Source organism: Paraburkholderia sp. DHOC27, assembly GCF_003429005.1.
Classification (GTDB): domain Bacteria; phylum Pseudomonadota; class Gammaproteobacteria; order Burkholderiales; family Burkholderiaceae; genus Paraburkholderia.
Map to the genome: position 1 here is coordinate 1,362,328 of NZ_QVQV01000001.1, position 14,665 is coordinate 1,376,992.

Here is a 14,665-nt window from a genome sequence, read left to right on the forward strand (position 1 = left end):
CGATGACACGTCGGGCGGCGCAGGACCGGCGCGGCCTTCAGCCGAGACCGGCCGCGACGGCGCGGGCTTCGTCGAAGGCTTGTGGAAAGCCAAGATAGACCGGCTTGCCGCCCGTGCGCATCTGGATGAAGAGCCGGTGCTCGACCTGATATTTCACGTTGCCGATTGCCAGCGCGCCGATGCCGATGGCGCCGCCGGCAGTCGGCGCGCCCTCGATCGGCTTGCCGTCGTTCATCACGTTGACGCCGGCAATGCCTTCCGGCGGCACGGCGTTGACATCCGCGGCGATCAACAGGTGCCGGGCGTGGGCGAGATCGGCGCGGCTGACTACCTGTACGCCCGCGACCGCCGTGGCGAGCACGATCTCGGCTTCGCTGAGCGCCGCGTGCAGGTCGGCGGCCTCGCCGGTGCCCACGCCCTTGGTGACGATGCCGAAGCGCTGGTTGATCTCGTCGCTGACGCGCACGGCGCGCGCCGGATCGGAGTGGCTCGCAATCGACACATCAGCGCCAAGCGAGGCCGCCATTGCCGCGGCCACGCGCCCTACGGCACCTGTGCCGCCGAGAATCAGTACGCGCTTGCCGCCCAGTTCCATGCCGAACGCCTTGCCCAGATGCCGCTCCACCAGCGCGACGAGCGCGGCAGCGGTGGTGTACGAGCCGCTCGGATCGGCGAACACCGAGACGGCGAAGGGCGGCACCATCGCCTTGCGCGCGCTGTCGAGCATGTCGGCGGCGAGCATGACGTCGCGCCCGCCAATGAAAATGCCGGTGCGCGACACGCCTTTCGGGCCACGCGAAAAGATCGCGTCCTGCGTCAGGTTCGCGACCATCCCGGCCTCGACCCCGCAGTACGGCACGATGACCTGATAGCCGGCGTCGGCGGCCATGTTCACGTCGAACGGGCTCATCTGCGGCGTGGCCGTGAACATGTGCAGGATGTACGGACGTTCGATCGGCTTTTCGGCGGGTTTTTCAGCGAGTTTTTCAGCGGTATCGGACATGGCAGAAGGCTCGTTTCAATGATGTTCGTTTCGGACGGCACTGGAGCATGGCGGCGCGCAAACAGGATTCATCGAGTGGCCCATCAGGCGGCGTCGATGCGCTGGTGCTGGCGCGCCTCGACGGCGCGCACCGTTGCGCCGCGATTCAGGCCCGCGACCACCGTGCATTCGATCTGCGGCATGCCGCGCGTCGCCTCGCGGGCCGTGGCGAGCGCAGCTTCGGCGTCGCGCGCGCTCGCGAGAATCGCAAAGCCCGTCGGTCCCCATGAACTCTGGCCGATACCCGCGGTGCGCTGCGCGGCCACGGCGCGCAGCGCATGTTCGACGGCAGGGCTCGCGAACACGCCGCCTTGCACCGGCGCGAAGTATTCGCCAATGGTCTGCTGCATCTGCGTCAAACCCTCGGCGAACGGCACGATGTCGCGCTCCGCTGCGCCCGGCAGGATCTTCATCAGCACGAGGTGACACAGATGCGCCGCGAGGGCTTGGGGAAACGGTGCGAGCGTCGCGAGGCCGCGGCGTTCTTCAGCGCCATGCAGCCCCTCGCGCGAAGTGTCGCTGACCAGCAGCACGCGCCAGTTGTCCGGAAACGCTTGCCGGGCGAGCAGCGGCGGCACGCCCGCATGCAGTCCGGCGGGCGGTCCGCCGTCCACCAGCAGGCCGCCGGATTCGAAGCCGAGTACGCCGATGCCGGAGCGCGCGCCGCGTCCGAGCAGGCCCGCGAGTTCCGCGCTGCTGACGGCGTGGCCGAGCAGGCGTGCGAAAGCGGCGCCGACCGCCAGCGCGAGCTGCGTCCCCGAACCCAGGCCGCTGTGGGCGCGCGGTGTGCGCAGCACCTCGATGGCGACCGGCGTCGGATCGAAGGCCGCATGCAGCCGTTCCAGACAGATCGCGATGCGCTCGCGTTCCGCCTCGCTTACTGCGCCTTCAATCTGATCGTGCCCGGCATGATCGTGCCCAGGAAGACGGGCCTCGACCCGGGTGCCGGCGCCGTCGATCATCAGCCCGAGGCTGCCGAATGCGCGCCCCAGCGACGCATTCGGATCGAGAAAACCCAGGTGGAGCCGCGCGGGGGCATCGACGCTCACGCAGGCATCGGGATGAAGGCGGCGGCTGTGTAGCTGCATCGTGAGCGTCCTCGTGGGTGCGTGACGGGTGGGTCGGGACCTCAAGCGAAACCCATACCAGGGACGCAGTGAGCGGCGTCGCGCAGCGCGCCACGCCTCACGTGGTTTTCGGCGCGTCGTACTTGATATAGCGGAAGCGCTGGTCGTCGGAGGGGGTGCCTTCGAGCGGGCCGCCTTCGCTTGCCGGTTGCCACTGAATGAAGGCTTCGAGCTTGCTGGCGAGCGCAAAGTCTTTGTCAGTGATGCCCTTCGCGGAATGCGTCTTCAGCTTCACCGTCACAAATGCATAGGAGACCGTGAGATCGGGGTGATGCCACGCGGCTTCCGCCAGATGGCCCACCGCGTTCACCACCATCAAGGTGCCTTTCCAGCCTTCGGTGCGATATTTGCGCCGCAGCCAGCCATCTTCCAGATACCAGTGCTGTAACGGTCCAACGAGGCGTTGCTGGATCTCCTCGTCGGAATAGACCTGCTCTGCGTTTGCCATGACCGTTGCTCCGCTCGTGTGGAATTCGCTGTCTTCGAGATGCGTGCCATCACCTTCACCACCCTCATTATTCTCGCAACCGCATGATGCGCTGCAATAGGCGAGCCACGTCAATCATGCGCCGTGACGCCGGCCGTGTCATGGCTGCGTGCCACCCGGCGGACACGCTTCGTATCGGGGCGTGACACAGAATGTCCCACGTGGTGAGACGCAGCCATCAGGGCCGTGACACCGTTGTGGCGGAACGTAAGTGAGTTGAAGGCAATACGGCCTGGCGTGAGAACGACGCCCGTATGGCGTGAATCGACTCAACGCACCACGCCGTGCGCCACGCGGCGTGAATGGACCGGTTCATGGCGCGCAACGATGCGTACGGTAGTGCCATTCCGGCATGGAATATGCGTTGGCCGTCATGCGCTGAAAAGCCCGACAACGATTGGGAGAGGGCGCGGATCGTTACCCTGCATTCGTGAAGGCGCGTCCGGTGCGGCGAGGTAGCGTGGGTCATTCGTGAGTTGAACAGCAAGACCATTCCGGAGGAGACATGAACTTACGCAACACGGTTCTTGGGCTCGCGATCCTCGCGTCGGCAGCCTTGACTTCTATCATTGCGCAGGCCGATTCGCAGCTCGATGGGCTCATAAAAAATCCGTCCAACTGGGCGGCCCAGGCGGGTGACTATGCGAATCATCGCTACAGCCCACTCAAGCAGATCAACGAAAACAACGTCGGAAAACTACAGGTCGCGTGGACCATGTCGACCGGCGTGCTGCGTGGCCATGAAGGCGCGCCGCTCGTGATCGGCGACACCATGTATATCCACTCGCCATTTCCGAACAAGGTAATTGCGATCAACCTGAAGGATCAGACGTTCATCTGGCAATACCTGCCCAAGCAGGATGATCAGGTCGTGTCCGTGATGTGCTGCGATACCGTCAACCGCGGCCTCGCTTATGGCGACGGCAAGATCTTCCTCCAGCAGGCCGACACCAAGCTCGTGGCGCTCGACGCCAAGACCGGCGACGTGGTCTGGACCGCGCAAAACGGCAATCCGAAAGCGGGTGAAACCAACACCAACGCGCCGCACGTATTCGGCGACAAGGTGCTGACCGGCATCTCGGGCGGCGAGTTCGGCGTGCGCGGGCGTCTCATTGCCTACGACATCAAGACCGGCAAACCGGCCTGGACGGCATATAGCACCGGTCCGGACAACGAAATGCTGCTCAACCCCGACAAGACGATGACCTATGCCGACGGCAAGATGGTGCCGGTGGGCGCGGACTCGTCGCTCAAGTCGTGGAAGGGAGACCAGTGGAAACTGGGCGGCGGCACCACGTGGGGCTGGTATGCGTGGGATCCGAAACTCAACCTTGTCTACTACGGCACGGGCAATCCGGGCACGTGGAATCCGTCGCAACGGCCGGGTGACAACAAGTGGTCCATGTCGATTTTCGCGCGTGATCTGAACACCGGTGAAGCGAAATGGGTTTACCAGATGACGCCGCACGACGAATGGGACTATGACGGTGTCAACGAAATGATCCTGTCGGACCTGACCATCGACGGCAAGAAAGTGCCGGCCATCGTCCACTTCGACCGCAATGGTTTCGGCTATACGCTGAACCGCGAAACGGGACAACTGCTGGTGGCCCAGAAGTACGACCCCGCAGTGAACTGGGCTGACCGTGTCGATCTGCAAAGCGGCAAGCCGATTCGCAACGCGGCGTATTCGACCCAGGCAGCGGGCGCCGATCACAACGTGAAGGGCATCTGTCCGGCGGCACTCGGTTCGAAGGATCAGCAACCGGCAGCATTCGATCCGAACTCGGGCCTCTTCCTCGTGCCGACCAATCACGTGTGCATGGACTACGAGCCGTTCGATGTCGACTACGTGTCGGGCCAGCCGTATGTGGGCGCCACGCTGTCGATGTATCCGGGACCGAACGACAACAACTCGATGGGTAACTTCATCGCGTGGGATGCGGCGAAGGGCAAGATCGTGTACTCGAAGCCGGAGCGCTTCTCGGTGTGGTCGGGTGTGCTGGCCACCGCGGGCGGCGTCGCGTTCTACGGCACGCTGGAAGGCTACATCAAGGCCGTGCGGATCCGCGACGGCAAGGAACTGTGGCGCTTCAAGACGCCGTCGGGGATTATCGGAAACGTGTTCACCTATGAGTATCAGGGCAAGCAGTTTATCGGCGTCTACTCGGGCATTGGCGGCTGGGCCGGCATCGGCATGGCGGCAGGTCTCGAGAAGTCGACGGAAGGCCTCGGTGCAGTGGGTGGATACCGCGAGCTGGCGAAATACACGGCGCTGGGCGGTACGCTGTTCGTGTTCGCCATTCCTGGCGGTAACAGCTGAAGCCCGGTTGAAGCCCGGGTGAAGCCCGACCAAAGCCGCATTTGCCTGAACACTTCGCTGGTTGCCCCGTTACGTCTACAGGGGCAGGGCAACCGGCAGTGTCATCAGACATTCTGTTGGACTACGAAGCATTATCCGAACCGCGCCGTCTGGCCGCTGCGTCGAGCGCAGGAGCATGACGCAGCGTATGGAAGGCGCGGTTTTATCCTGAAGGGAGACATCTGTATATGAAAGGCCGATCCATCTTGTTGCGGGCGGCATTGCCCGCCGTTTTCGTCTTGCTGCCTGTTGCGTTCGCCCAGAACAATCCCGCCATTGCTCAAGCAACCTACAAGGTGGAAGACGGCAGCAAGGTCGACCCGAATACGCTGCTAGGCTGGCGGACCTGGCGTGCGCTCGACTGCGAGCGTTGCCACGGCGCGCAGCAGCAAGGGCTCGTCGGCCCGTCGCTGGTCGATGCGTTCAAGACGCTGGACAAGAACGAGTTTCACCGCACCGTGTTCGGTGGGCGGGTGGACAAGGGCATGCCCGACTTCAGTTCGAGCCAGATGATGCAGAAAAACTGGGAGAATCTTTACGCCTATCTGAAAGGGCGCTCCGACGGCCAGATCAAGCCGGGCGATCTGCAGGCCATAGATGCCAAATAAGGACGCCAAATAAGGCTGCCAAATAAGGACGCAAAACAACGAGACTAGATAGCGTCCACATCTTCACTTCAGGAGGTAAACGATGCGTCATGGCAAATGGATGCCCGCGCACGCTGTGATCGTGACGGCCGCCCTATGCTACGCGGCGCTCGCGAGCGCCGCGGTGAGCGCGCAGAGCGAGGCGTTGCCCAACAACGATGGCGCCGACGGCGTGCTGCGGGTCTGCGCGGACCCCAACAACATGCCGCTTTCGAATACCAAGGGCGAAGGCTACGAGAACCGCATCGCGAGCCAGATGGCGAGCGATTTCGGCTACAAACTCGAATACACCTATTTTCCGCAGCGCATGGGCTTCGTGCGCCACACCTTGCGCGAGAAAGTGCCGGATAGCGAGCAGTACAAATGCGATCTGATCATCGGCGTGCCGAAAGGCTACGACATGACCTCGACCACGCAGCCCTATCTGCGCTCCACGTATGCAATGGTTTTCACCAAACGGCCCGAGCTGGCCAGCATCAATACGCCGGACGATCTGCTCAAGCTGCCGCCGGACGAACTGCACAAGCTGCGGTTCGGCATCTTTTCACAGACCCCTGCCGTGGACTGGCTGCTCAGTCACAACCTGATCGACCAGGCGGTGTCGTACCAGGTGCAAAGCGGTGATCCGGGGGAGTATCCCGGTCAGATGATCGAGCACGATCTGCAGGCGGGTAATGTGGACGTCGTATTCCTGTGGGGACCGATTGCCGGCTACTTTGCCAAGCGCTCCGGCGATTCCGTGAAGCTGGTGCCGTTCCCGCCGCAACCCGGCATCCGTTTCGACTACACGATCTCGATGGGCGTGCGCTACGGCGAGAAGGCGTGGAAGGACAAGGTCGATCAATGGATCGGCGCGAACCACGACAAGATCGACGGCATTCTCACCAGTTACGACGTGCCGTTGCTGAAGCCGATCGACACGGCCGCGGGCAAACCCGCGGATGCTTCGCCATGAGGGCTGCGTTCAGCGGTGCCTTCAGAGGTGGGTCGAAGGGATGGGGGCGTGCCGCACGGCGCGCGTTCGCGATGGGCGTCGTGGGCGCGGCCTGTCTGGTGCCGCCCATGATGTCGCTCATGATGCCTGGCGCGGCGTTGGCAGCGGACACCGACCAGATTTCGCCCGCCGAGCACCTCATCTTCACAACGGATCATCTGCACGGCGTGCCGCAGCAAACCGAACTCGACTACGCGTTGCTCAGTTCCGACCAGCCCGCGCACAGCACGGATGTGATCCGGGTGCTGGTGGTGAGCGCGGATAACGCCAAAGGGGATGCCCAGGTGTCCGATCACAGCGGCGCGGTGCCGGTGCCGGTGGGCGACCTGCAGTGCAATCCGGTCATCATCTATTTTCTCGAGCGCGATATTGCGGATATGGAGCATCTGACGGGTGGCCAGCGCCGCTACTTCCAGCAGCGTCTGCGGCTTGCGCTCGCCGCGGGCCCGAAGATCGAGACGGTGACGAGCACGGTGAACGGCAAATCCGTGAAAGCACAGCAGATCGTCGTGCAGCCCTACCTTAACGATCCGAACGCGGAGCGCTTCGCGCAATATACCGGCAAGCGTTACACCTTCCTGCTCGCGGATACCGTGCCCGGTCAGGTTGCATTGATCCGCACCGACGTGCCCGGCGCGAACAACGATTTTGCGCATCCCACCCATACCGAGACGCTGAGCTTCCAGGCGGCGGTGCAGAAGATGGCGCCCGCGCCGAATGCGCCGAACGTGCCGGCCAAGCCGGGTGACGCGCCTCGGGCGAGCCGCTAGCGCGGCCGCAGCCCGGTGAATTTCATCCGCTCGCTGACCTTGCGTCAGTTGCAGATCTTCGTGGTGGCGAGCCGCTACACCAGCTTCGCCCGCACGGCGGAGGAACTGCATCTGACGCAGCCGGCGGTTTCCATGCAGATTCATCAACTGGAAGAGGCCGTGGGGTTGCGCCTCTTCGAGCGCATCGCCCGCAAGCTCACGCTGACCGAAGCCGGCGAAAAGCTGAGCCATCACGCCAGCCGGATTCTGGGCGAGATCAAGGACGCGGAAGACGCGATGACCTCGCTCAAGCAGGCCGATAGCGGCTCGATTGCGGTGGGCATCGTCAGTTCAGCGACGTATTTCGCACCGAAGCTGCTGGCGATGTACTCGCATCTGTATCCGAAGGTGGACGTGCATTTTTCCGTAGGCAATCGCGACGCACTGCTGCGCATGCTGCAGGACAATGTGATCGATCTCGCCATCATGGGACGGCCGCCGCCCGAACTCGACACCACCACCGAGCCTTTGGCCTGGCATCCGCAGGTCATGATCGCGCCGCTCAGCCATCCGTTGTGCGAGGCGAAACGCTTCGATCTGCAGGAGCTGCGTGCCGACACGTTCCTGTTGCGCGAACCCGGCTCGGGCACGCGCATGGCCGCCGAGGAAATGTTCCGGCAGCATCTGTTCACGCCTGCCAAGGTGGTCACGCTCGGCAGCAATGAAACCATCAAGCAGGCCGTGATAGCGGGGCTGGGCGTGAGCCTGATTTCGCTGCATACGCTGCTGCTGGAATTGCGCACCCGGGAGATCGCCTTGCTGGACGTGAACGGCACGCCGATCGAGCGCACGTGGCAGGTCGTGCATCTGCGCGCCAAACAGCTTTCGCCAACCTGCGTGGTGTTCAGACAGTTTCTGCTCGAACAGGCGGCTGCGTATCTGGACCATGAGTACGCGCCGTACATTACCTTGCCGGCGAAATGGGGCGTGCTGGAATGAGCGGGTTCGGGCGGTGCCTTCTGGTGGCGGCCGTGCTCGGCATGGCCTTCGTCTCGTCGCAGGCGATCAGCGCGCCGACTTCGATTGCGGTGATGGACTGCGTGTTGATCGACGATAACGCGTCTTTCAACGACGCCGAAACCAATCGCCTCCAGCAGGCGCGGCTGAATGCGACCAGCGGCGTGCTGCGCGACCAGTTGCGCGCCAGTCAGCGTTATCAGGTGGCCGACAATGCGCCGGCGGCGGCTTTGATTGCCCAGCTTGGCGCCTCACAGGATCTGAACGCCTGCCCGGATTGTGCGCGCCAGGTGGGACGCCAGCTCGGCGTTGCGCAGGTGGCGCGCTGCTGGGTACAGAAAGTCAGCAATCTGATCCTCAACATCAATCTGCATGTGGAGGACGTGGCGAGCGGCGCCACGTTGTTTCAGCGCTCCGTCGACATTCGCGGCAATACTGATCTCTCGTGGCAGCGTGGCGCGACGGCACTCGTGAAGCTGCTCGTGGATGGCGCGGCGACCGCTGCACCCACGAGCGGCGCCGCGCCGTGATGTGCTGCGGCGCGGGTTCACCCCAAACGCTTCGTGGCGCGGTTTCGTCTTGAACAGGCAACCGGCAACAGGCAATCGGCGGCACACTCTGTACTTGAGCGACCCGAGCGGCGTAACAAAGTGACCCCACGTTTTGATGTTCGCTTCGATGCGACGGCGTACCTCGCGCAGTGCCAGGCATTGGCACAGAGGTTGCAAGGAGGTCCGCACATTTCCAATGAGGCGCGCGCTCGTCCCGCCGTTCGTGACGACCCGGCTCCTGTACGACCGCTATAGGGGATTGCATCGATGGGTTCTGGCGAACTGCTTCAGGACTGGCGTCTGCATGCACTGCAAATCGAACACGAGATCTCGAGTGTCGTGATCGGCCAGCCGCAGACCATCCGTCTCATCAACGTGGCGCTGTTTGCGCGCGGGCATGTGCTCCTCGAAGGCGGCGTGGGGGTCGGCAAGACGACGGTGTTGCGCGCGTTCGCGCGCGTGGTGGGCGGCGCATTCGAGCGGGTGGAAGGCACCATTGATCTGATGCCGGGCGACCTCGTCTATCACACCTACGTGGATGCCGACGGCAAGCCGCGGATCGACCCTGGCCCGTTGCTTCGACACGGCGAACAGCTCACCACGTTCTTCTTCAACGAGATCAACCGCGCGCGTCCGCAGGTTCAATCGCTACTGCTACGGGCGATGGCCGAACGCTCGGTGTGGGCGTTCGACCGCGAGTACCGCTTCCCGCACATGACGGTGTTCGCCGATCGCAACAAGGTGGAGAAGGAAGAGACCTTCGAGCTGGCGTCGGCGGCGCGCGATCGCTTCCTGTTCGAACTGGGCATGCCCACGCCCAGCGAACACGAGGTGCGGCGCGCGCTGGTGTTCGACCAGGCGTTCCACGATGTCGACCGGCTGCTCGCGCGGCTCTCGCCAGGGCTCGTGCCCTGGGAGCAACTGAACCAGGTGGGCGCGGCGATTCAGGAGAGCGTGCAGGCGAGTGAAACCATCGAGCGCTATGTGCTCGAGATCTGGCAGGCCACGGAAGATCCGCAACACTTTGGCATCGTGCTCGACGGGGTGGATATGGACCGTCTCGTCCTGGCCGGCGCGAGCCCGCGTGGCATGAGCGCGCTGCTGCGCGCCGCGCGCGTGGTGGCGTGGCTCGCCGGTCGCACGCATCTCGTGCCGGAGGACATTCATGCGGTGCTGATGCCCGCGCTCGGGCATCGCGTGTTCTTTACTCCCATCTATGAACTGCGCCGCCAGGAACTTGCCGAAGCGCTCACCGCGCAGATCATGAACAGGCTCGCGGTGCCCTGAACCATGAACGCGCCAGCGGAATTCCACTACCGTTTGCCGATGCGCGCGGGCGGCTTTCGTCCGGGCTCGCATCCGGGATCGAGCTTCGGGGTCGGTCAGGAGTTCGCCATGCACGGGCGGCTGTTCGACTACCCGGACCCGCGCCGTCTGGATCTGCGCGCGAGCGTGCGCGCCGCGCGCTCGGAGTGGCTGGTGCGCGTGCATTTGCAGCGCGCCGCGGTGCCCGTGCAGGTAATCGCAGACGTGTCCGCGTCGATGCACTTCGGCACGCGTCAAACCAAGCTGCAGGTGGCGGCGGATTTTGTCGAGGCCCTGGGTCACAGCGCATTCCGGGTCGGCGATCAGTTAGGCCTGCTGGCTTTCGATAGCACCACGCGCGACGATCTGTTCGTGCCGGCGCGCTATGGTCGGGGCGTGGGCCATGTCCTCGCGACGAAGGTGCGCGAGAGCACGAGCGAGGTCACCGCGAGCGTCAGCATCGCGGGCCTGCGGCGGGCGGCCGCGACGTTGGCGGGACGCCAGGCGCTGGTGTTCCTCGTATCCGATTTTCACTGGCCGCTGGTGGAATTGCCGTCCGTGCTCGATCTGCTGGTCCATGCCTGCGTGGTGCCGATCGTGATCTGGGATGCCGCCGAAATCGCTCCGCCCCGGCATGGCGCGCTGCTGGCCGTCAACGATGCCGAGTCCGGCGGGCAACGCACACTGTGGTTGCGCGGCAGCGTGCGCGCGCGGTGGAGCGAAGCGGTGGTGCGGCGGCGCGCCGAACTCGCGCAGTTGTTCGGCAAGCGCGGCATTCAGCCGTTTTATGTGGAGAGCGCGTTTGATCCGGAGGCCATGTCGCGCTACTTCCTGGAGGCGATCGCATGAGCGCTGATGGACGTCGGACGAGGACGTGGCGCAGTGCATGGCGCGGTGCATTGCGAAAGCCGCTGTGCGGCGCGCTGGCAGCAGGCGCGTTGAGCGCCGGGCTGACAATGGGCGCGATGCTCGCGCCCACGGCCTGTGCGGCCTACGCGACATCCGCCGCGAGCAACGTCTATCAACCCGTCGTTCAGGAGCCGCGCGCGTTCGGCTATCTGCTTGGCGATGTGCTCACGCAACGCATCCTGCTACCCTCCGGCGAAAACGGCTGGGGCGCGGTCACGCCCCCTTCGATTGGCCGCACGGGCGACTGGCTCGAACGGCGGCCCGCGCGCTTCGAGACCGATGCCGAGGGACGCCGCTGGATGGCGATCGACTATCAGGTCGTCAACGTCGCGCCCACGCTCAGCAAAATCACCGTACCCGCACTGACGTTGACGACGGCCTCCGGCGCGACGCTGCAAGTGCCGGAATGGCCGCTCAGCATTGGCCCGATCACGGCCAGCGACGCCTTCAATGCCGGCGATCTGCAACTGATGCGCCCCGACCGCTTCGCGCCACCCATCCCGCTTGCGCCGCTGCGGCGTCAGGCGAGCATCGCGCTGGGTCTGCTGCTATTGACGCTGGTCGCGTGGGCCGGCTGGTGGCTGTGGCGCAACTGGCGCGAATCGTCACGCCTGCCGTTCGCACGCGCGTGGCGGCAGATGCAACGGCTCGACGGGCCACATGCCGACACCTCCGCGGATGCCTGGCTGTGTCTGCACCATGCGTTGAACGAAGCGGCGGGCCATGTCGTGCATGCGGGCTCACTGCCTGGCCTGCTGGCGCGTGCGCCGTATCTGCAGCCGCTGCGCGAGCCACTCGAACAGTTTTACCGGCAATCCACCGAGCGCTTTTTCACGCCAGCCGCAGCGATCACACCCGCTGCGCCTTATCCACTGCGTGGACTGTGCCGCGACCTGTACCGCGCCGAACAGCGCCATCAGCGATGAACATGGGCTTCGATCTCGCCTATCCCTGGGTGCTGCTTCTGCTGCCGCTGGCGGTGCTGCCGCTGTTGCGGCGCCGTGGCGACACGCTCGCCTTCTCGTGGGTGACGTGGTTGCCGCGCGACTGGGTCGGCCAATGGGTCGGCATGCTCGGGCGGGGCGCCGCCGTGCTGGCGATGGCGGCGATCGTGGTGGGCCTCGCGGGACCGGGACGCGCCAACCGGCAGTTGCTGCGCACCGGCAGCGGCGCGCAGATTCTGATCCTGATGGATCGCAGCGCCAGCATGGACCAGACAATGAACAGCAAGGGCGTGGAGGCGCCGGCGGGCGAATCGAAGAACAAGGTGGCGCGCGCTTCGTTGACGAACTTCGTGGCGCAGCGGCCCAACGATCGGCTCGCCTTCATGATGTTCGGCACGAGCCCCGTGCTGGCGATGCCGTTCACCTACGATCATCGTGTGATCGAGGCGGCGATAGACGGCACGGGCGTGGGTCGCGGCATGCCCGATACGCAGCTCGATCACGGCTTGCTGGCGGCGATCGGCGAGTTCAATGGGCGGGCTTCCTCGGGACGGCGCGCCATCGTGCTCGTCTCGGACGGCGGCGCGAAACTCGACGCGCCGATGCGCCGGCTCATCGAAGACGGATTGCAGCGCAACCAGATCGTGCTGTACTTCATCTACCTGCGCAGCGGCATGTTCAGCCCCGACCTGAGCGCCGCGCTTGCCGCCACGGATACCTCGGCGGAAGCCGACCTGCATCGTTTTTTCCTCTCGCTGAAGACCCCGTATCGGCTGTTTCAGGCGGATAACGCGCAGTCGATGAAGAGTGCGATGGCCGAGATCAACCGTCAGCAAAATGCGCGCACGACTTTCATCGAGCGTCTGCCGCGCCAGAACTTCAGTCCGTATTGTTTCGCGGTGGCACTGGTGGGCTGCGTGCTGCTGCTGGCGTTGCGGGTGCTGCAGGTGCGAGGCTGGTCATGAAGCGCGCGCCGGTTCACTTCGTTTTCGCAGCCGTCGCGCTGGCTTGCGCCGCGGTGGCGGCGTATGACTGGATGCACCTGCAACGGGCACAGCATATCAATCAGGCAATGGCCGCGGCGGCTGTGGAAACGGTCCAGGCCGCGGAGAAAGCAGATAAGCCAGGCAGCGCAAACGCGCGAGGCAGCGAGCGCTCGGGGGACGACGCGCGTGAACTCAAACTTGCGCATGCCATCGCGCTCTCGAAAGCGGGCGCCTACGATGCAGCGGGTTCGCTGTTCGAGGACCTGATCCGCGATCCGCACCTCGACGAGGTCGGCCGCGCGGCGCTGTTCGATCTCGGCAATCTGTATCTGCGCGAAGGCATGGGCAACACCCAGACCGGCACGGTGCGCTCCGCACCCATGATCGAGGAGGCCAAGGCGCGCTATCGAACCCTGCTGCGCGCGGCACCGGACGACTGGGATGCGCGTTACAACCTCGAACGCGCGCTGTGGCTCGCGCCCGAGACACGTTCCGCGCCGCAGTCGCCAGAAGTGAAGAATCAGCACAACGTGCAGGTGGTCGATCCGGCGACCAAGGATCTGCCATGAGAGCCGGCGCGCTGCTACATGGCTTTTTCCGCCGGCGTCACTGGATGACCGCGCTGGCGTTGCTGTTGCTGATCGCCGCTGTCGTCATGCCGCCGGTCATGGTGTCGCGCGATGCGTTCAGCTACATCGTCACCTTCGACATCACGCAGAGCATGGATGTGGAGGACGTCGCCAGCGACGGCGCGCCGTCGAGCCGGCTGGCGTTTGCGCGAGCGATGATGCGCGAGGCGTTGGGGCAACTGCCGTGCGGCTCGAAAGTGGGCTGGAGCGTGTTCACGGGGCAACGCACTTTGCTGTTGCTGCCGCCCGTCGAGGTCTGCAGCCACTACGACGCGCTGCTGTCCGCGCTCGACCAGATCGACTGGCACATGCGCTGGACCAACTGGAGCCGTATCGCGGAAGGCGGCGTGTATTCGGCGACGCGCGTCGCGCAGCAGGTCAGTCACGACGCGGCCGTGGTGTTCGTCACCGACGGCCAGGAGGCGCCGCCGGTGCTGCCGACCGATCCGATGATGCTCGAGATCAATCCTGCGCATGTGAAGGGCTGGCTGATCGGCGTGGGCGGCAACCAGGCCGCGCCCATTCCTCGCACGGATGACGAGGGCCACCGCACCGGCTACTGGCAGGCCGACGACGTGATTCAGGTGCCCCGTCTGCCGGGCTCGGCGCCGCAGGCGGAAAGTCACGAGGAACTGTCCGAATTGCGCGGTCAGTACCTCACGGCGGTGGCACAACAGATTGGCTTTGGATACCGGCGTCTGACGGATGCGGCCGCCTTGCGCGATGCGCTGCTCGATGCGCGCTACGCGCACCGTGAACCCGTGCCGACCGATCTGCGCTGGTGTCCCGCGTTGCTTGCGTTGCTGCTGCTGGTCGGACGATTTGCACCGGAACTGGGCTGGACACGGTCTGCCGTGGCCCGCAAACGTGTGCAGTCGTCCTATGTGTAAAAGTCACGCTGCGAAACTCGCCGGGC

General features: G+C 64.7%; 15 protein-coding genes. 12 read left to right on the forward strand and 3 right to left on the reverse strand.

The features are described from left to right. Window positions 1–37: 37 nt before the first annotated feature. From D0B32_RS06000 to D0B32_RS06010, 3 genes are all read right to left on the reverse strand, one after another. Window positions 38–1,003 (reverse strand): NAD(P)-dependent methylenetetrahydromethanopterin dehydrogenase, encoded by a 966-nt coding sequence (locus tag D0B32_RS06000; protein WP_117332720.1) that lies wholly within the window; start codon window positions 1,001–1,003, stop codon window positions 38–40. 83 nt (window positions 1,004–1,086) lie between these two features. Beyond that, window positions 1,087–2,130: a beta-ribofuranosylaminobenzene 5'-phosphate synthase family protein gene (locus tag D0B32_RS06005; protein ID WP_117332721.1), complete on the reverse strand. Its 1,044-nt coding sequence runs from the start codon at window positions 2,128–2,130 to the stop codon at window positions 1,087–1,089. A gap of 97 nt (window positions 2,131–2,227) precedes the next feature. Further along, complete coding sequence (locus tag D0B32_RS06010) at window positions 2,228–2,617, reverse strand: 4a-hydroxytetrahydrobiopterin dehydratase (protein ID WP_117333480.1); 390 nt, start codon at window positions 2,615–2,617, stop codon at window positions 2,228–2,230. 544 nt (window positions 2,618–3,161) lie between these two features. On the opposite strand from D0B32_RS06010, the gene D0B32_RS06015 reads away from it, so the two are divergent. From D0B32_RS06015 to D0B32_RS06070, 12 genes are all read left to right on the forward strand, one after another. After that, the gene (locus tag D0B32_RS06015) at window positions 3,162–4,979 is read left to right on the forward strand and encodes a methanol/ethanol family PQQ-dependent dehydrogenase (protein ID WP_117332722.1); all 1,818 of its coding nucleotides are present in this window, start codon (window positions 3,162–3,164) and stop codon (window positions 4,977–4,979) included. A gap of 227 nt (window positions 4,980–5,206) precedes the next feature. Continuing rightward, window positions 5,207–5,626 (forward strand): c-type cytochrome, encoded by a 420-nt coding sequence (locus tag D0B32_RS06020; RefSeq protein ID WP_117332723.1) that lies wholly within the window; start codon window positions 5,207–5,209, stop codon window positions 5,624–5,626. A gap of 82 nt (window positions 5,627–5,708) precedes the next feature. After that, window positions 5,709–6,620 carry a substrate-binding domain-containing protein gene (locus tag D0B32_RS06025; RefSeq protein WP_117332724.1) on the forward strand — a complete coding sequence of 304 codons (912 nt, stop codon included), beginning with the start codon at window positions 5,709–5,711 and terminating at the stop codon, window positions 6,618–6,620. Next, window positions 6,617–7,429 carry a hypothetical protein gene (locus D0B32_RS06030; protein ID WP_404935520.1) on the forward strand — a complete coding sequence of 271 codons (813 nt, stop codon included), beginning with the start codon at window positions 6,617–6,619 and terminating at the stop codon, window positions 7,427–7,429. The genes D0B32_RS06025 and D0B32_RS06030 overlap by 4 nt, the downstream gene beginning before the upstream one ends. A 15-nt stretch (window positions 7,430–7,444) precedes the next feature. Continuing rightward, a complete protein-coding gene (locus D0B32_RS06035) occupies window positions 7,445–8,407 on the forward strand; it encodes a LysR family transcriptional regulator (protein ID WP_117332726.1) in 963 nt (320 codons plus the stop codon). After that, window positions 8,404–8,955 carry a DUF3280 domain-containing protein gene (locus D0B32_RS06040; RefSeq protein WP_259294892.1) on the forward strand — a complete coding sequence of 184 codons (552 nt, stop codon included), beginning with the start codon at window positions 8,404–8,406 and terminating at the stop codon, window positions 8,953–8,955. Before D0B32_RS06035 ends, D0B32_RS06040 begins: the two co-directional genes overlap by 4 nt. Before the next feature lie 288 nt (window positions 8,956–9,243). After that, the gene (locus D0B32_RS06045) at window positions 9,244–10,263 is read left to right on the forward strand and encodes a MoxR family ATPase (RefSeq protein ID WP_117332728.1); all 1,020 of its coding nucleotides are present in this window, start codon (window positions 9,244–9,246) and stop codon (window positions 10,261–10,263) included. A 3-nt stretch (window positions 10,264–10,266) separates the two neighbouring features. After that, a complete protein-coding gene (locus D0B32_RS06050; RefSeq protein WP_117332729.1) occupies window positions 10,267–11,130 on the forward strand; it encodes a DUF58 domain-containing protein in 864 nt (287 codons plus the stop codon). Window positions 11,131–11,246: 116 nt separating this feature from the next. Next, complete coding sequence (locus tag D0B32_RS06055) at window positions 11,247–12,116, forward strand: calcium incorporation protein MxaA (RefSeq protein ID WP_259294932.1); 870 nt, start codon at window positions 11,247–11,249, stop codon at window positions 12,114–12,116. Beyond that, entirely contained in the window at window positions 12,113–13,099 is a 987-nt protein-coding gene (locus D0B32_RS06060) for a VWA domain-containing protein (RefSeq protein WP_117332733.1), read from the forward strand. Before D0B32_RS06055 ends, D0B32_RS06060 begins: the two co-directional genes overlap by 4 nt. Beyond that, the gene (locus tag D0B32_RS06065; RefSeq protein ID WP_117332735.1) at window positions 13,096–13,689 is read left to right on the forward strand and encodes a tetratricopeptide repeat protein; all 594 of its coding nucleotides are present in this window, start codon (window positions 13,096–13,098) and stop codon (window positions 13,687–13,689) included. Before D0B32_RS06060 ends, D0B32_RS06065 begins: the two co-directional genes overlap by 4 nt. Continuing rightward, window positions 13,686–14,639: an MxaL protein gene (locus D0B32_RS06070; RefSeq protein WP_404935521.1), complete on the forward strand. Its 954-nt coding sequence runs from the start codon at window positions 13,686–13,688 to the stop codon at window positions 14,637–14,639. The genes D0B32_RS06065 and D0B32_RS06070 overlap by 4 nt, the downstream gene beginning before the upstream one ends. The last annotated feature ends 26 nt before the right edge of the window (window positions 14,640–14,665 follow it).